This window comes from Glaciecola sp. G7-5 (genome assembly GCF_055808975.1).
In genome coordinates this window covers 3,617,369-3,636,075 of record NZ_CM147892.1, presented here as the reverse complement: position 1 = coordinate 3,636,075, position 18,707 = coordinate 3,617,369, and the positions used below count along the sequence as shown (strand labels likewise).

Here is an 18,707-nt window from a genome sequence, read left to right as displayed (position 1 = left end):
TCTTTAATCCTTGCGTGGAGGAGGCGCTAAAACCTCTCTATTGCCGTTGTGTCCGGCCGTACTTACGACGCCATTTTGTTCTAATTGTTCAACTATTCTTGCGGCGCGATTGTAACCGATTCGAAATTTACGTTGAATGCTAGATATTGAAACTTTACGAGTTTCGGTCACAAACTCCAACGCATGGTCATAAACGGCATCATATTCGTCACCGCCACTTTGTTCTGATTGTTCACCAGGTAATAAGACCTCACCGCCCGCATCTCCGTTTAATATTTCTTCAATGTAATCAGGTTCGCCTCTGGCTTTCCAATCAGCAACAACCGCATGGACTTCATGGTCATCAACAAAAGCACCGTGTACACGAGTTGTAATACTGGTTCCGGGAGGATTGTACAGCATATCTCCCATTCCGAGTAAAGATTCAGCGCCTTGCTGATCTAAAATCGTTCTAGAATCAATTTTGCTTGAAACCTGAAAAGCAATCCTAGTCGGAATATTAGCTTTTATTAGGCCCGTGATGACATCGACAGAAGGACGTTGTGTTGCCAAAATTAGGTGTATGCCTGCCGCCCTTGCCTTTTGTGCAATTCTAGCAATCAGTTCTTCAACCTTTTTACCTACAATCATCATCATGTCAGCAAATTCGTCGACGATCACAACAATTGAGGGTAGTTTTTCTAATTCAGGAGCAGTAGTTTCCATACTTTCTTCAAACTTCCATAGCGGATCGAGTATGGGTTGACCCGCTTGCTTAGCTTTCTTAATCTTAAGATTGTAGCCTTTTAAGTTTCGTACACCTAACGCCGACATTAGTCGATAGCGACGTTCCATTTCGCCTACACACCAGCGTAATGCGTTAGAAGCTTGTTTCATATCGGTCACGACTTCTGTGAGCAAATGTGGAATACCTTCATAAACAGAAAGTTCTAACATCTTGGGGTCTATCATAATAAGACGAACGTCTTCTGGTGTTGATTTATAGAGTAAACTTAAAATCATTACGTTAACCCCGACAGATTTACCAGAGCCCGTTGTACCCGCAACCAATAGGTGAGGCATGCTCCCAAGGTCAACGATGACGGGTTCTCCACTAATATCGGCACCCAATACCATGGTTAAAGGTGAGGGATTATTCTGAAAGGCTTCACAGCCTATCACTTCACTTAAACGCACCATTTCGCGATGTTCGTTCGGTAACTCTAAACCAATTACCGACTTGCCAGGAATAACCTCAACTACCCGAACTGATATCGCCGACATCGCCCGTGCTAAATCCTTCGCCAATGTTGTAATTTTACTTACTTTTATGCCTGGCGCTAAATCCAATTCAAATCGTGTTATGACAGGTCCAGGCAAGACGTCGACTACATTTGCTTGAATGTTAAAATCGGCAAGTTTAGCTTCTAATAGTCGCGCAATACCTTGTAGCTCTTCTTCGCTTATCGGGTTTTCTACTTTGTCAGCTCGCTGCAACAAGTCAAAGGATGGTAATGGTGTCCCTGAAGCAAGGGCATTAGCGCCTTGCGTTGTTGCTTCGGTGCTTGTTGAGGCCTTACTTTCTGTTGGCTCGGCTACTGCCCTACCCTGTTGTTTAGATAAAATAGTGTCATCTGCAAGCGGCGCTGAATTTGTTGATTCAACCTTTTTAGGGGCATCTTTTCGTTTAGGGTTTAAGACGTTCTGTAACACGTCTTCGGGTATACTAAATTTAGGTTCTATTTTATTGACTGTTGTATCTTTGGTTACCGGTGGTTCTGCGCGTAAACTGGTGATCTGCAGGTCGTCGTCACCATCATTCTTTTGTTCTTTTGTTTGCGCTTTATTTATACGTAGATCAGGAAGCGATAATTCTGACATTTTCGCGGGTAGCGTCACGATTTTTTTGGCGCTAAAGATGACACTTGCACCAATTGCGTCTATCACTTGAAACCACGATATACCGGTGGCCAATGTGCAGCCTGTTAGGAAAAAACACAACAGTAATAGAACAGTACCCACAAAATTAAAATAGGGTAATAGAGCTTCACTGATGATATCGCCCATCGCCCCACCTGCGGATACGCGATAGAAGTCATCAAAATTGATACTTGCGATGCCGGTAAACCCGAAAACAAGCAACACTACGCCAACAAGACGAAGTGCAATCGTTAAAAAATCAAGCTGGGTAGGATTTTTGATGTGTAAAAAGATAAACCACCCAACAAACGCGAGTGCAAAAGGAACAAGGTAAGCAGTAATACCAAAGGTAAATAATAAGACATCAGCAAAATAGGCACCAACAGGTCCCATCAAGTTTTGTACTTCGGTTTGCATCCCCGCTTGGCTCCAGCCAGGATCGCTCGGCGCAAAATACGCCAATGATAACAACAAGAAAAAAGCAAATGCGCATGATGCCATCATGCCCACTTCCATAACGCGCTGTACCCCAGATAATCGTGCCATCGGTATTATTATATTCTCAACAGGTAATTTATAGATGAATTTTTGGATTGATAATTGCGCTCTAAGATTAGCATAATCACATAAGCGAAACAGCCCAAATCCTTATTTTAAATTAATTTTTATGTTAGAAGTATGCTTTACTTCTTCCATCACTACATAGGTCCTAGACTCGCTAACCCCTGGCAAGCGCAGTAAGGTATCACCTAATAATTTTCGGTAGTTAGCCATATCGGCAACGCGAGTTTTTAGGAGGAAGTCAAAATTTCCTGATACTAGGTGACATTCTTGAATATCTTCGTGCTCTTGAACTGCGGCAGAAAATTCGGCAAATATATCTACAGAGGTTTTTGTTAAAGTGATTTCTACAAACACCAACATTGCAGCCCCTAATTTATTTGGATCAAGTTTGGCTTGATATCCAACTATGTATCCTTGTTGTTCTAAACGCCTAACCCTTTCTAGACATGGGCTTGGACTCAAGCCAACTATTTTTGAAAGCTCCACATTGGATATTTTTCCATCTCGTTGCAACTCAACCAAAATACGGCGGTCAATTTTGTCGATATGTTTTGGCGTTTTTACTAACATTATTATATTTTGCATAAAAGAGTTATATCAGCATTATATGCTGAATTTGATAAAACTTCGATATTTTTATTTTTTAGATTTATATTAGAATTATTGCTTAATGAATGACCTTAGGAAATATCAATGATAGTAGGTGTACCAAAAGAAATAAAAAACCATGAGTACAGAGTGGGTTTAACCCCTGCGGCCGTTAAAGAGTTTGTCAATAATGGTCATACTGTATTGATTGAAACTGAAGCTGGTGCGGACATTGGATTTACCAATGATTTATACGAACAAGCTGGCGCTTCGATAATAGCGTCTGCAGAAGCCATCTTTGCAAAAGCTGAAATGATCATCAAAGTTAAAGAACCACAGCCAAACGAATGCAAAATGCTACGTGAAGGACAAATTCTTTATACTTACCTGCATTTAGCGCCTGATCCTGTACAAACAGAACTATTGGTTGCATCGAAAGCGAGTTGCATCGCCTATGAAACAGTGACTGACCGCTATGGTGCACTGCCCTTACTTGCGCCTATGAGCGAGGTTGCTGGACGAATGTCAGTACAAGCTGGCGCGCATTATCTAGAAAAAGCACATGGTGGCAGTGGTACGCTACTCGGTGGCGTACCTGGCGTTGCTTCTGGTAAAGTACTTATCATTGGCGGCGGTGTTGTAGGCACGAATGCAGCTAAAATGGCTGTTGGTTTAGGCGCTGATGTTACGCTCCTTGACAGATCATTGCCGCGTCTACGAGAGCTTGATGATATATTTAATTCACAAATTAAGACTGTATATTCAACAGAGGACGCTATTGAACACTATTCGTCAAGAGCAGACTTGGTTATTGGTGCGGTATTAATCCCTGGTGCTGCTGCACCAAAGTTATTAAACAAAGAACATATCAAAAACATGAAACCGGGTTCTGTTTTAGTCGACGTCGCAATAGATCAAGGTGGATGTTTTGAAACCTCAAGAGCGACGACGCATCAAGATCCAGTGTATATTGTTGACGATGTTGTACACTATTGCGTTGCCAATATGCCTGGCGGTGTTGCTAGAACATCAACAATGGCCTTAAACAATGCGACACTACCTTTCGGTCTTGCCTTAGCGAATAAAGGCTTAAAACAAGCGATGTTAGACGATAGTCATTTATTAAATGGTCTAAATGTTCATAAAGGTTTGGTAACCTACAAAGCAGTGGTTGATGCTTTGGGAAGCAAATTAGATTTGAAATATTGCTCTGCTTTAGAAGCGCTCGAAAAATAAAAACCGAGTCGTTTTAACAACATTAAATTTAGGAGGCCTTCGAAAGTAGCGCCTCCTTTTTTATTCGAACACTGTATGTAAACTAGCTAAGGTTATTGAAGACCTAAAGACGTGTTAATTTGTGCTAAAACTGCCGATGGATCTGCTGCTTTGGTAATGGGTCTTCCGATGACAAGATAATCAACGCCTGCAGCTATTGCATTTACTGGAGTCATAATACGTTTTTGGTCGTCACTACTACTTCCCTCAGGGCGAATACCTGGCGTCACTAAACTAAAATTAGGATGCAATTCTTTTCGCAATACTACCGCTTCTTGAGCAGAACAAACAACGCCATCTGCGCCTGCACTTTGGGCTAGTTTAGCCAAGCTCAATACTTTGTCTGCAATACTGCCACTTTCGTAAACACCCGTAAATTGCCGTTCATCCATACTTGTAAGCACCGTTACGGCAGTGAGCAATGGTGGCGTTTTAGCGAGTAAACAAGCTTCTTTTGCAGCTTCAATCATGTCCCTGCCGCCACTAGCATGAACATTAACCATCCAAACCCCTAATTGCGCAGCGCCAGCTACTGCTTTTGCGACCGTATTGGGGATATCATGAAATTTTAAATCCAAAAAGATATCAAAACCTTCGTCGCGTAAGAACTTCACCCAATCAGGACCAAATAAGGTAAACATCTCTTTTCCAACCTTCAAGCAGCATTGAGAAGGAGATAATTTTGTAACTAGTTTTTTTGCAGTGTTGATATCGTCAAAGTCTAGCGCGACGATTACAGGGGAAGAACAATTAGACATCTTACTCTCCATCAAGTCCTTTAATGGGTTTAATTACTGACCATTTTTTACATGAAGGACATAGCCAATAAAGTTGACGGCCTGAAAATCCGCAGCTTTGGCATCTGTACTTTGGTCGTTGGGCGATTTGTTTATCGATAAGCTCGTTCAAATGATCTATGCTAGTTTGCGTGCGTTCGTCACTTAGCATTTGTCTGTAAAGTGAAAGTAAAGACTTAAAACCGCGCATAGTAGGATGATTTTTAAGTTGTTTTAACAAGGTATCAACAGCAGGTTCAATCTCGCCTTTTCGCGCGATGATATTGACTTTGGCGATATATGATGAGGCACATTTTTGCCAATACGGCTCTAATATCAATTCTAGTCTGTCCCATCCGTCTGTTTTAGCGGCGCTAATTTCAAGGTGCGGAATAGCTTCACTCAACCAATCAAGATCGCGTTTAGGTATTTCAGATAAATAGTCCATTGCCTGGCCATACTGCTCTTGTTTTATGGCAAGTTTTCCGAGTTCGAGCCAAGCACGTATTTGTTTACCTTCTATCATTATTGCTTTTTTAAGCGTGTTTTGGGCGTCGTCTAGTTTGTTTTCTTCAATAAATGAGACTGCTTGTTCACAGTAAAAGTGTGATAGTAATAAATAGAGATGATCATCATTTGGCGTTATTTTTAAACTACGGCTAGCAAGCTCGACGGCTTTATTCCATTCTTTGGTAATTTGATAGATGCTAAACAACTTCTGTTGCGCAACTCCAAAGTGCCGCTCATTTTCTAGCAGTTGAATAAACACGCCTTCTGCGCGTTCTAAAAAGCCGGTCAGCAGATAATCGGTGCCGAGCTCTACAAGGGCAAGCGCTTCTTGTTTTTTTGATATTTCATCTCGGCTTATTAAATTCTGATGCACCCGAATGGCACGGTCTAATTCGCCTCGGTGCCTAAAGAAATTACCCATTGCGATATGGGTCTCAATCGTGTCATTGTTGACGCTGATCATTTTTATTAGGGTATCAACCGCTTTATCAGGCTCATCTGATAGTAAGAAATTCAAGCCTTTATAATAGTGGTTAGAGAGTATAGAGGATTGTTTACGCTGAGCACTGCGTAAACTATTTCTGCCCATCACCCAACCATAGGCGGCGGCAACAGGCAGTAATAAAAAGAGAAGTTCAAGCATTTAGGCAGACTTGTTTATAGCTAGCTTTTCTAAGCGACGTTTCATAGTAGCAAAACGTACTTTTAAGGCTAAGTATTTAGTTAGTATCGTGCTAAAACCTAGGAAAAATCCAATTAATATACACACTACCATAAATGTAGAAATTCGCATGTCCAGTTGCGCAATTAAATAGTTAATTGTCACCACATCCGAATTTCTAAAGCCCACAACCACAGCAATCATAATAAGAATGATTGCAAGAATAAGCAGGATAATTCCTTTCATACCTTTCCTATGTTGTTTTGTCATTGTGACTAGCTCTTAATCAATAGGCAATGACGCTGTCACAAAAGCTAGTGCTGAGAGTTTATACTCTCTATTTTCTACAAATCTACTCTATCGCGCAACTCTTTACCGGCTTTAAAGTGCGGTACGTGTTTACCCGTAAGCTCAACCGTTTCACCTGTTTTAGGATTACGACCTACTCTTGGGGCGCGATAATGTAATGAAAAACTACCAAAGCCGCGAATCTCTATGCGATCGCCGCGTTGTAATGTTTGGGCCATTTGTTCTAAAAGTTCTTTAACCGCGTCTTCAAGTTCTTTGCCTTGCAAGTCTTTGGTATAAATAGATAAACGTTCAATTAGTTCTGATTTGGTCACTGGTAATACTCCAATTATTAAACAACTGTTAAGGTAATGAGTATTGGGAACCTAGGGAGTGGAGAGTTGAAACAATATGAAAGTACTGAATTAAGTACTTTCATATTGATATGTGAGCAACAATGTCTGTTGCCCACAATAGTGCAATTATTCGCCTTTTGCCGCTTTAAATGCTTCAGCCATTGCGTTTGCAAAGCCAGCATCTTCCGGTTGGTTATTCACTTTATCAAGGGCGTCTTTCTCGTCCGCTTGATCTTTTGCTTTAACCGACAAAGTAATTACGCGATTCTTACGATCAACACCAGTGTATTTAGCTTCAATGGTATCACCCACTTTCACTACGTCACTTGCGTCTTCGACTCTTTCACGTGCTAAGTCACCAATTCTAATATAACCATCAACTTCTTCTGCTAAGTTTACAGTTACACCTTTAGCATCGGCCTCAATAACAGTTCCATTAACAATAGCACCTTTCTTTATATCTGTCAGATACTTATTGAAGGGATCTTCGTCGATTTGTTTCACGCCAAGAGAGATACGCTCACGCTCTGGGTCGACTTGTAGTACAACAGCACTAATCTCATCGCCTTTCTTGTAATCACGTACCGCTTCTTCACCTTGTTTCTGCCATGAAATGTCAGATAAGTGAACAAGACCGTCTATACCGCCGTCTAGGCCGATAAAGATACCAAAGTCAGTGATAGACTTGATCTTACCAGACACTTTGTCGCCTTTTTCGTGCGACTTAGCGAAGGTTTCCCAAGGATTGTCGATGCACTGTTTAAGACCTAATGAAATACGACGACGTTCTTCGTCTATTTCTAGGACCATCACATTTACAACATCACCAAGGTTAACGACTTTAGATGGGTGAATGTTTTTGTTTGTCCAGTCCATTTCTGAAACGTGAACAAGACCTTCAACACCGTCTTCAATCTCAACGAAACAACCGTAGTCAGTTAGGTTAGTAACCGCACCACTTAATTTCGCGCCTTCAGGGTAACGATGTGCAATTTCTTGCCATGGATCGCTGCCCATTTGCTTCATACCTAATGAAACGCGTGACTTATCTTTGTCAAACTTAAGTACCTTAACGTTGATTTCGTCACCAACGTTAACGATTTCGCTTGGATGCTTAACGCGTTTCCAAGCCATATCTGTGATGTGAAGTAGTCCGTCTACACCACCTAAGTCTACGAATGCTCCGTAGTCAGTTAGGTTTTTGACGATACCTTTAACTTCATCACCTTCTTCCAAGTTAGATAGCAATTGATCGCGTTCTGCACTGCTTTCCGCTTCAATAACTGCACGACGTGAAACAACGACGTTGTTACGCTTAGCATCTAACTTGATTACTTTGAATTCTAACTCTTTACCTTCTAGGTGCGTAGTTTCACGTACTGGACGTACATCTACTAGCGAACCAGGTAAGAATGCGCGAACTGTGTTCACTTCAACTGTAAAGCCACCTTTAACTTTTCCGTTAATGATACCTTTGATAGTTGCTTTCTCGTCGTAGGCTTTCTCAAGCTCAACCCAAGCTTCATGACGCTTAGCTTTTTCGCGAGAAAGAATAGTTTCACCGAAGCCGTCTTCTACAGCATCTAACGCAACATCAATACTGTCGCCAACTGCTACTTCGATAGAACCGTCAGCAGCTTTGAACTGCTCGATTGGTATGGCACTTTCTGACTTAAGTCCAGCATCTACAAGTACGATATCTTTATCAATTGATACCACGGTACCTCTAACAATCGCGCCTGGACGCGTTTCTATCTGTTGTAGGCTTTCTTCAAAAAGGTCTGCAAAATTTTCAGTCATATTCACATTCTAAGTTAATCCGACCATTCAATCCTGAAATGACGGGGTTATTAAATATACCGAATTCATCCTAAATTCAGTTAACTAAATGCAACTATTCGTCTTGGCCAAAGATTTTAGAATCTATAAATTCTTTAGCTTTTTCAAACACTTGCTCTATACCCAATGCAGTAGAATCTATCTCTAATGCATCATCAGCGGCAAGTAAAGGTGCGACACTTCTGTTGAGGTCGCGTTCATCTCTAGCTTGTATATCCGCCAAAAGGCGCGAGATTTTAACATCTCTACCCATAGCTTTCAACTGTTCATATCGGCGCTGTGCTCGGGTTTCGGCACTGGCCGTTAAAAATATCTTCGCAATTGCTTCAGGGAAGACAACGGTTCCCATATCTCGGCCATCGGCAATAAGGCCCGGTTCGTTGGCAAATGCTCTTTGCCGTCTTAGTAATGCTTCTCTTACTAAGGGAATGGCGGCAACTTGTGAGGCAGCGCTGCCGACTTCTTCTGTGCGAATATCATCAGATACATCTTCGCCTTCTAAAATTACGCGATTGCCTTCTTTGGTAATTTTAAATGTCACATCAAGACCAGTGGCAAGAGGGCTTAGTGCGTCAACATCGTCAAGGGCGATATCATGATGAATAGCTGCTACAGCAAGCACGCGGTATATAGCGCCACTGTCAAGGAAATGCCAATTGTATGCTTCCGCTAACATGCTACTTAATGTACCTTTGCCAGCGCCGCTTGGCCCATCTACGGTTACTACAGAAACTTTTTGCACCAAAACGATTCCTCACTAATGAAAACCGCGGGATTATACGCCCCTTTCATTGTTATGCAAATGTGTTTGCATAACAATGATATAGGGTCAAGTGCTATGAATGGCATACTTGAGAGAATTTCTCAAAAAAATCAGGGAAGGTTTTAGCTGTACATTTAGGATCGTTTATCGTCACGCCACAACGGTCATCAAGCGCAACAAGTGCAAAGCACATCGCCATTCGATGGTCATTATAAGTATCTATTTGCGCATGCAGAATTTTTGCTGGTGGCGTGATTTCAATAAAATCCTCACCTTCTGTAACTATTGCACCAACCTTTCGTAATTCAGTTGCCATCGCGTACAAACGGTCTGTTTCTTTCACTCGCCAATTGTAAATGTTTCTGATGGTCGTGGTGCCTTTCGCGAATAAAGCACTAGTTGCGATGGTCATAGCAGCATCAGGTATATGATTCATATCCATATCGACCGCAGTTAACTCACCCGCGCTAACCGTAATGCTATCATCTTCCCAGCTTACTTTTGCGCCCATTTTTTCAAGTACATCCGCGAAACCTATATCACCTTGTATACTCTTTCTCCCAATCCCAGAGACACGGACCTCGCCTCCTTTAATTGCTCCTGCTGCCAAAAAGTATGAAGCCGAGGATGCGTCACCTTCTACTAGAAAGTGCTCAGGTGCAATGTAGCTCTGTTCATTTATTACAAAGGTCTGATAGTCATCGTTTTCGACTTCAACACCAAATTTGGCCATACAATCCAAAGTAATATCAATATAGGGTTTCGATACTAAGCTTCCCTTGATATGAATAGTCACTTTTTTACTACTCACTTCTTTTGCGAGTAAAGGGGCGGCCATTAATAATGCTGTTAAAAACTGACTGGATACGCTGCCGTCTATTTCAAATGTATCTTGGCTGATATCTGCGCGCTTAATGGCTATAGGCGGAAAGCCTTCGTTCTTTAGATAAGTAATGTCAGCACCAGCTTGAATAAGCTCGTTGGCTAGATCACCAATGGGGCGTTCTTCCATTCGAGGTTCGCCGGTTAGCACGCAATCGACATCTGAAAATGCCAAGGCTGCGCACAGTGGACGCATCGCCGTGCCTGCATTTCCTAAAAAGAGTGACAAGTGTTTTGAATGGGTGAATTTACCCCTAATCCTTGCACTACGCAGCGCGTATTGTTTTCACTGAGCTCAAATTGCACACCTAGCGATGATAAGGCGTTCAACATATGACGAATATCGTCACTGTCGAGTAAGTTGCTAAGCGTAGTTTGTCCTTTGCTTAATGCCGCAAGCAATAAAGCCCTATTAGACAAACTTTTGCTGCCAGGTAAGTGAATGTGCCCCGACACTTTTGCTACTGGGGAAAGCGTTAACTGATCCATTGAAGTAATAAGTTTCCTAAGTTTAAATTTAAATTTCGCTTAAGCATTGACGCGTTCAAAATCTTGCATGAACGAGACCAAGGCATTGATACCTTCAAGCTCCATTGCATTGTATATGCTTGCCCTCATGCCACCTACTGCGCGATGGCCTTTGAGCGCTAGTAAACCTTGTGCTTCAGCTTTCTCTAAAAAGAGGCTGTCAAGTTTGGGGTCGTTGAGATGAAAAGTGACATTCATTTTAGAGCGGTTAGCCTCAGCCACATGATTAACATAAAACTTGCTGTTATCTATACATGAATATAGCTTATCAGCTTTTACTTTGTTAATTTTTTCAATCGCACTCACACCACCGTTTTCCAGTAACCACTCAAACACAAGGCCGGCTAAATACCAAGAAAAAGTAGGTGGTGTATTGTACATACTGTCATGGCTAGATTGCGCTTTATAACTAAATATTGATGGGGTATCGTCTCTTTCAAGGCCAATTAAATCTTCACGTACAATCACGATGGCTAATCCTGATGGCCCGATATTTTTCTGTGCTCCTGCATAAATAATGCCGTAGTCTGCAATATTGAGTTGTTTAGATAATATGTTTGACGACATATCAGCAACAAGTGGAACGCTGCCGGTTTTTGGTACCCAGTTAATTTCAATGCCTTCAACGGTCTCATTAGGACAATAGTGAAAGTAAGCTGCTTGCTGATCGACGCTAAATGAAGTTTCTTGCGGGGCGTACGTCTTTCCATTTTCTGTGTAATTTTCAGCAAGGACTTGGGTTTGCATGTATTTTGCAGCTTCTGCGACAGCACTTTTTGACCACTGGCCCGAAACCAAATGCTGTGAAAGTGTACCTCTTTTCGCCAAGTTAAGCGGCACTGAGAAGAACTGACCGCGTCCTCCTCCTTGCATGAATAAAACTTTGTAGTTAGCCGGTATATTTAACAAACGCCGCAGATCAGCTTCTGACTTTTCAGCGATTTCAATAAATGCCTTACCTCGGTGACTGACTTCCATCACAGACGTACCCGAGCCATTCCAATTAACAAACTCAGACTGTGCTTTCGCCATTACCGCTTTTGGAAGCATTGCCGGTCCAGCACTAAAATTAAATACACTCATGTAATTCTCAACATAAAAAAGCAGCAAAGCACATCTTGTGTTTGCTGCTTGGTGCTAACAAATTGTTACTTACATACTAAATGTGAATCATGGTACGCACTTTAGTACACCGTTTTACTGCGCGTGACGATTATTCTTTTTCGTCATCGCTGTCGTCTGCCTCGTCATCAGCATCGTCAGACGCTGTTGGCGCTGCATTGTCATCGTCAGCTAATGCCGCGTTAGAATCATTTGCTTCAATCACGTTCCCATCTTCATCGGTTTCAATGACGGTTTCGTCTTCAATGATTTCATCAATACGTTGTAGGCCGACTACATGCTCGCCTTCAACTGTACGAATGAGGGTAACGCCTTGGGTGTTACGCCCTACTCTTGAGACCTCAGAAACACGAGTACGCACAAGCGTACCTCGATCACTAATAAGCATCATTTCATCTGTCTGGCTTACTTGTACCGCGCCAACAACTTGGCCGTTTCTATCTGATACTTTAATTGAAACTACGCCTTTAGTAGCACGGCTTTTCGCTGGATATTCAGAAATAGCTGTACATTTACCATAGCCGTTTTCGGTAGCGGTTAATATGTCGCCTTCGGTGTTTGGAATAATCAAAGATACGACTTTCTCAGTTTCAGCAATTCTTATTCCTCTTACACCGGTAGCGGTTCTACCCATCGGTCTTACTTGGTCTTCTGCAAATCTAACAACTTTACCCGCGTTCGAAAACAGCATGATTTCAGAAGACCCATCGGTAAGGTCAACTCCGATTAATTCGTCACCATCATTTAAATTAACAGCAATTATGCCGTTTGCACGTGGGCGAGAGTAATGAATTAATTCAGTCTTTTTCACAGAGCCATTTGCGGTCGCCATAAAGACATATTTACCTGCTTCAAACTCTTGGATCGGGAGTATCGCAGTGATACGTTCGTTTTCTTCTAATGGTAAAATATTAACTATGGGTCGCCCGCGCGCATTTCTGCTTGCAAGGGGTAATTGATACACTTTTAACCAATACAAGCGTCCGCGTGTAGAGAAGCAAAGTATGTGATCATGGGTATTGGCGACGAGAAGTTTTTCAATAAAATCTTCGTCTTTCATCTTAGTGGCTGATTTACCCTTACCACCACGACGCTGAGCTTCATAATCGGACAGTTTTTGGTATTTTACGTAGCCTTCGTGGGAGAGAGTAACCACAACCTCTTCACGTTCAATCAGATCTTCAATATCGATGTCATGGCTCGCAGCGGTAATTTCAGTTCGGCGCGCGTCGCCAAATTCATCTCTAATTTTTTCAAGTTCTTCGGTAATAATTTCCATCAAGCGAATTGAACTGCCAAGGATCTCTAATAATTCTGCAATAAAATCAATTAGGTTACGATATTCTTCAAGAATTTTATCGTGTTCAAGGCCAGTTAATTTGTTTAGACGTAAATCAAGGATGGCTTGCGCTTGTTCTTCGGTTAAGAAGTATTTGCCATCGCGAATGCCGTATTCATCAGCTAGCCAATCAGGTCGAGCCGCATTATTGCCCGCCCTTTCGAGCATCTGGGCTACATCGCCTAAATCCCATCCTAAGCTAACTAAAGCTTTTTTAGCATCTGAAGGACTACTTGACGCTTTAATCAATTCAATGATTGGGTCTATATTAACAAGGGCTATTGCTAAGCCTTCTAATATATGTGCACGGTCTCTTGCCTTTTTAAGTTCATAAACTGTGCGGCGGGTAACCACTTCTCGCCTATGTAATATAAATGATTCTAGTACTTCTTTGAGGTTAAACACTTTAGGCTGCGTTTTGTCTAATGCAACCATGTTTATCCCAAATACGGTTTGTAGTTGGGTTAAGGAATACAGTTTATTGAGTAGCACTTCAGCAGATTCGTTGCGCTTAACTTCAATGACGATGCGCATACCATCTTTGTCTGATTCGTCTCGTAAGGCAGATATGCCTTCGACTTTCTTTTCTTTTACCAATTCGGCCATTTTTTCAATTAAACGGGCCTTATTTACCTGGTAAGGAATCTCGTGTACAACAATGGTTTCTTTGCCATTATCTTCTTGTTCAATTTCAGCCTTGGCGCGCAAATAGATTTTGCCGCGTCCAGTTTTATAAGCACTAATAATACCTTGTCGGCCACTGATGATTGCGGCGGTCGGAAAATCTGGGCCAGGGATAAACTCAATAAGCTCTTCGATAGTCAGGTCTGGATTTTTGATAAGTTCGATACATCCGTTGACAACCTCAGTAAGATTGTGCGGTGGAATGTTCGTTGCCATGCCCACAGCAATGCCTGATGAGCCATTAACTAGTAAGTTGGGAACTTTGGTCGGCAAAACTTCGGGAATATGTTCTTGTCCGTCGTAGTTTGGTACAAAATTGACGGTTTCTTTATCTAAATCGGCAAGCAATTCGTGCGCTATTTTCGCCATTCTTATTTCGGTGTAACGCATTGCAGCTGCTGAATCGCCATCGACAGAACCAAAATTACCTTGGCCATCAACCAACATGTAGCGCAAAGAGAATGGTTGCGCCATTCGTACAATTGTATCGTACACAGCACTATCGCCATGGGGGTGATATTTACCGATAACGTCCCCTACTACCCTTGCTGATTTTTTGTATGGCTTGTTGAAGTCGTTCTTAAGCTCGTTCATGGCAAAGAGTACGCGGCGATGAACGGGTTTTAGCCCATCTCGGACGTCAGGTAGGGCACGGCCCACAATAACGCTCATCGCATAATCTAAATAGGAGTTTTTTAGCTCATCTTCGATATTGATTGAAGAAATTGCATTGGCATTGTCAGTCATAAACTGCATGATCCTTTTTTATGTATTTCGTTTGCTGCCTGATCTTGTTCATTATGTAAATGGACTTTGTTTCTGGCGCACGCGATTACTTTGTTATTATTCACGTTTTTCATGTTGCATAGTATCATTAGTTAAGGCAAAACTGTAGCATGAAGAGCATTCGAAAATAGCTAAATTCGATGACAATTCAAAATATTTTATGGATCAGGCCATCGAAAAAGCTATAGATGTACAATTATTATTCAACAGACCAATAAATTGAGTGTCTGATAAGTCAGATTAAGGAAGCGATATCGTGAGTAACGTCGATACACAAGAGCTAGCAAAATTTTCTGAATTGGCCAGTAGTTGGTGGGATGAAAACGGTGAATTTAAATCCCTTCACGATATAAACCCCCTGCGTGTTGATTTTATCGAAGAACAAGTAGAGTCGTTGTTCGATAAAGTGGTCATCGATGTTGGTTGTGGAGGCGGAATATTGTCAGAAGCACTTGCGGCAAAAGGTGCTAAGGTCACCGGCCTCGATATGGCCAAAGCGTCTTTGGATGTTGCTAACTTGCATCGCTTAGAAAGTGGAATAAGTGTTGACTATGTTCTATCTACCGCAGAAGACTGGGCGCAAGCACATGCCAAAGAGTATGATGTGGTGGTCTGTCTTGAAATGCTTGAGCATGTTCCAAACCCTGCATCTGTAGTAAGTGCTTGTGCTCAGTTAGTCAAACCTGGTGGCGTGGTCATATTCTCTACTCTCAACAGAAATATAAAGTCCTACGCATTGGCCATCGTTGCCGCTGAATACCTCTTAAAAATGGTGCCTAAAGGGACGCATGATCATGGTAAATTCATACGCCCGAGCGAACTCATTAGCATGATTGAAAACACCACACTTACTGTGACTAATATGACGGGCATGCACTTTAACCCATTAACCCAAGGTTATTTTCTATCAAACAAAAACGTAGACGTTAATTATTTTGTCGTGTGTAAAAATCCGCTTTAGTAAATTGCATCTGGGCTTAGCTAGCAGGTGAATTGATTAATTTTTGTTATGGTTTTTTACTTTGTGTTAAAAAGCTATTTCGTTATAACTAAATATTCCACCTCAAAAATAATCTATAAATAAAACTTGAAACGGCAAAAGAAGGCGTCTCTTTTGCCCTTTTAGGTTAGCCTGCACTAACCTTTTTTGACGCGTCAAAAATTTGACGCAAAACACTACATATAGTGATTGCAAAGCATCCTTTAACACACTATCTTGTGTCTGGTGAGTGAGGCCTATGTCATTAAAAAATATAAAAAATAGGTCAAACAACGCGAGCAGGCTGTTGAACACCATGTTTATCTATATCGCCACCTCTCACTTTACTTACTACTACTAATTTCTTTTAGCGCATACCTCAGGTGCGTTAATGAACTGAAATACAAATTTATAGAGCACCAAATAATGAATAACAATTTGTTAGTAACAAAGCGCGATGGTACACAAGAACCGATCGATTTAGAGAAAATTCACAAAGTAGTATCTTGGGCTGCTAAAGGTCTAGAAGATGTATCTGTTTCCCAAGTTGAAATAAAAGCGCAGATTCAATTTTATAATGGTATTAAAACGGCCGAAATTCATGAAACAATGATTAAATCTGCGGCCGATTTAATCACCCCTGAGACGCCTGATTATCAATATTTATCAGCGCGGTTGGCTATTTTCCATCTTCGCAAAAAAGCATACGGCCAATACGAACCTCCGCACTTATATAAGCAAGTGACATCAATGGTTGAAAAGGGCAAATATGATAAGCATTTGCTTGAAGACTATAGCGAGCAAGAATTTAATGAAATGAATGCGTTTATTGACCACACGCGTGACCTTAATTTTAGCTATGCCGCTGTTAAACAGCTAGAAGGCAAGTATTTAGTACAAAACCGCGTAACTGGCGATATTTACGAAAGTGCTCAATTCTTATATGTACTTGTTGCCGCATGTTTGTTTGCAAAATATGACAAAGAAGTCCGCTTAGATTACGTTAAACGTTTTTATGATGCCGCTTCGACGTTTAAACTATCTTTACCGACGCCAATTATGGCGGGTGTTAGAACACCTACTCGTCAATTTAGCTCCTGCGTATTGATTGAGGCTGGTGACAGCTTAGATTCAATCAACGCTACCGCCAGCGCTATTGTAAAATACGTTAGTCAACGAGCTGGAATCGGTATTAACGCTGGTCGCATTAGAGCCTTAGGCAGCCCAATTCGCGGCGGTGAGGCTTTTCATACTGGATGTATTCCTTTTTATAAATACTTTCAAACGGCAGTTAAAAGCTGTTCTCAAGGTGGTGTGCGCGGTGGAGCGGCAACCCTATTCTACCCAATCTGGCATTTAGAAATTGAATCACTATTAGTGCTAAAAAATAACCGCGGTGTGGAAGAAAACAGAGTACGTCATCTCGATTATGGTGTGCAATGCAATAAATTGATGTATACCCGCATGTTGAAGGGAGAGTACATTACATTATTTAGTCCTTCAGATACGCCCGGATTATATGATGCATTCTTCGCCGACCAAGACGAATTTGAGCGTTTATACGTAAAATATGAAAATGACGATAGCATTCGTAAAAAGCGCATTAAAGCGATTGATATTTTTGGGCAATTTATGCAAGAGCGCGCTAATACTGGGCGTATGTATTTACAAAACGTGGATCATTGCAATACCCACAGTCCTTTTGATCCTAAGGTCGCGCCTGTTAGACAAAGCAACTTATGTTTAGAAATTGCTTTACCAACAAAGCCATTAGAGCATGTTAATGATCCTGAAGGGGAAATTGCTTTGTGTACGCTTTCTGCCTTCAATCTTGGAGCCATTGAAAGCCTTGATGATTTGGAAGAGTTGGCCGATTTGTCGGTACGTGCATTAGACAGCCTGCTTGACTACCAAGATTATCCAGTACCCGCAGCTTTAAACGCAACCATGGGCAGACGAACTTTAGGCATAGGTGTTATAAATTTTGCCTATTATCTTGCTAAAAATGGCGTTAAATACTCAGACTCTAGCGCAAATGGCCTCGTACATAGAACATTTGAAGCAATTCAGTATTATTTATTAAAAGCGTCTAATAATCTTGCGAAAGAGAAAGGAGCCTGTCCTAAGTTTAATGAAACGACATATTCGCAAGGCTTGTTACCCATAGACACCTATAAAAAAGATTTAGACAAGATTTGTAATGAGCCTCTGCACTATGATTGGGATGCCCTACGCGCTGATATCGTAGAACATGGGCTACGCAATAGTACCTTATCGGCACTTATGCCCTCTGAAACCTCGTCACAAATTTCAAATGCAACAAACGGTATAGAGCCACCGCGTGGACACATCAGCATCAAGCAGAGTAAAGATGGCGTACTTAAGCAAGTAGTGCCCGAATACAAAAGATTGCGCGATAAATATGAGCTATTGTGGGACATCCCTTCTAATGATGGGTATTTAGCATTAGTTGCGATTATGCAGAAGTTTATTGACCAAACTATTTCGGCAAATACAAGTTATGACCCGGGTAAATTCGAGGGTGGAAAAGTGCCAATGAAAGTGTTGCTTCAAGACTTATTGACCACTTACAAGTTGGGCATAAAAACTTTGTATTACCATAACACTCGCGATGGCGCTTCTGATAAATCTGATGCAGAACAAGAACTTGATAGTAATAAAGCTCGGGCGAAAGAAGTCATTATCGAAGAAGACGATGATTGCGCAGGAGGCGCTTGCAAAATATAAGCTTTATTACAATGTTGGTCGTAAACCATCGCTTCAGCAGGCTTTTATTGAGAATAGAAGAGGCTAGAGTAAATGGTGGTTTACGCTAACGCATTTTAAATTGACACAACTTTTGGCCTT

12 protein-coding genes and 3 pseudogenes are annotated in these 18,707 nt (G+C 41.5%); 3 read left to right on the top strand and 12 right to left on the bottom strand.

From position 1 onward, the window contains the following. Positions 1–3 precede the first annotated feature (3 nt). The 3 genes and pseudogenes from AC0L6H_RS15990 to lrp all read right to left on the bottom strand — a co-directional run. Positions 4–1,500: pseudogene (locus tag AC0L6H_RS15990) on the bottom strand (DNA translocase FtsK); the annotation flags it as partial. 468 nt (positions 1,501–1,968) lie between these two features. Continuing rightward, a pseudogene (locus tag AC0L6H_RS15985) lies at positions 1,969–2,400 on the bottom strand (DNA translocase FtsK 4TM domain-containing protein); the annotation flags it as partial. Positions 2,401–2,547: 147 nt separating this feature from the next. Further along, on the bottom strand, positions 2,548–3,033 hold the full coding sequence (lrp, locus tag AC0L6H_RS15980; RefSeq protein ID WP_473390133.1) for a leucine-responsive transcriptional regulator Lrp: 486 nt from the start codon (positions 3,031–3,033) through the stop codon (positions 2,548–2,550). Between the two features lie 123 nt (positions 3,034–3,156). Between lrp and ald the strand changes: the two genes are divergently transcribed. Further along, positions 3,157–4,287, top strand: a complete 1,131-nt coding sequence (gene ald, locus AC0L6H_RS15975; RefSeq protein ID WP_473390131.1) for an alanine dehydrogenase — start codon at positions 3,157–3,159, stop codon at positions 4,285–4,287. 92 nt (positions 4,288–4,379) lie between these two features. Here the strand turns inward: ald and pyrF are convergent, their stop codons facing one another. The 9 genes and pseudogenes from pyrF to gyrA all read right to left on the bottom strand — a co-directional run bounded on the left by pyrF (position 4,380) and on the right by gyrA (position 14,821). Then, on the bottom strand, positions 4,380–5,084 hold the full coding sequence (gene pyrF, locus AC0L6H_RS15970) for an orotidine-5'-phosphate decarboxylase (protein ID WP_473390130.1): 705 nt from the start codon (positions 5,082–5,084) through the stop codon (positions 4,380–4,382). A gap of 1 nt (position 5,085) precedes the next feature. Further along, entirely contained in the window at positions 5,086–6,255 is a 1,170-nt protein-coding gene (lapB, locus tag AC0L6H_RS15965; RefSeq protein ID WP_473390129.1) for a lipopolysaccharide assembly protein LapB, read from the bottom strand. Continuing rightward, positions 6,256–6,519: a lipopolysaccharide assembly protein LapA domain-containing protein gene (locus tag AC0L6H_RS15960; RefSeq protein WP_473390127.1), complete on the bottom strand. Its 264-nt coding sequence runs from the start codon at positions 6,517–6,519 to the stop codon at positions 6,256–6,258. It lies immediately after the preceding gene. 98 nt (positions 6,520–6,617) lie between these two features. Beyond that, complete coding sequence (gene ihfB / locus AC0L6H_RS15955; protein ID WP_473390126.1) at positions 6,618–6,896, bottom strand: integration host factor subunit beta; 279 nt, start codon at positions 6,894–6,896, stop codon at positions 6,618–6,620. Between the two features lie 147 nt (positions 6,897–7,043). Then, complete coding sequence (gene rpsA / locus AC0L6H_RS15950) at positions 7,044–8,717, bottom strand: 30S ribosomal protein S1 (RefSeq protein ID WP_473390125.1); 1,674 nt, start codon at positions 8,715–8,717, stop codon at positions 7,044–7,046. Between the two features lie 94 nt (positions 8,718–8,811). After that, on the bottom strand, positions 8,812–9,498 hold the full coding sequence (gene cmk, locus AC0L6H_RS15945) for a (d)CMP kinase (RefSeq protein ID WP_473390124.1): 687 nt from the start codon (positions 9,496–9,498) through the stop codon (positions 8,812–8,814). A 94-nt stretch (positions 9,499–9,592) separates the two neighbouring features. Next, positions 9,593–10,890, bottom strand: a pseudogene (gene aroA, locus AC0L6H_RS15940) (3-phosphoshikimate 1-carboxyvinyltransferase). 39 nt (positions 10,891–10,929) lie between these two features. After that, on the bottom strand, positions 10,930–12,012 hold the full coding sequence (gene serC, locus AC0L6H_RS15935; protein WP_473390122.1) for a 3-phosphoserine/phosphohydroxythreonine transaminase: 1,083 nt from the start codon (positions 12,010–12,012) through the stop codon (positions 10,930–10,932). A 130-nt stretch (positions 12,013–12,142) separates the two neighbouring features. Beyond that, on the bottom strand, positions 12,143–14,821 hold the full coding sequence (gene gyrA, locus AC0L6H_RS15930) for a DNA topoisomerase (ATP-hydrolyzing) subunit A (RefSeq protein ID WP_473390121.1): 2,679 nt from the start codon (positions 14,819–14,821) through the stop codon (positions 12,143–12,145). A 295-nt stretch (positions 14,822–15,116) separates the two neighbouring features. Here gyrA and ubiG point away from each other — a divergent pair, with 295 nt between their 5' ends. Both ubiG and nrdA read left to right on the top strand, forming a co-directional pair. Further along, entirely contained in the window at positions 15,117–15,821 is a 705-nt protein-coding gene (ubiG, locus tag AC0L6H_RS15925; RefSeq protein WP_473390119.1) for a bifunctional 2-polyprenyl-6-hydroxyphenol methylase/3-demethylubiquinol 3-O-methyltransferase UbiG, read from the top strand. A gap of 444 nt (positions 15,822–16,265) precedes the next feature. Then, a complete protein-coding gene (gene nrdA / locus AC0L6H_RS15920) occupies positions 16,266–18,587 on the top strand; it encodes a class 1a ribonucleoside-diphosphate reductase subunit alpha (RefSeq protein ID WP_473390117.1) in 2,322 nt (773 codons plus the stop codon). The last annotated feature ends 120 nt before the right edge of the window (positions 18,588–18,707 follow it).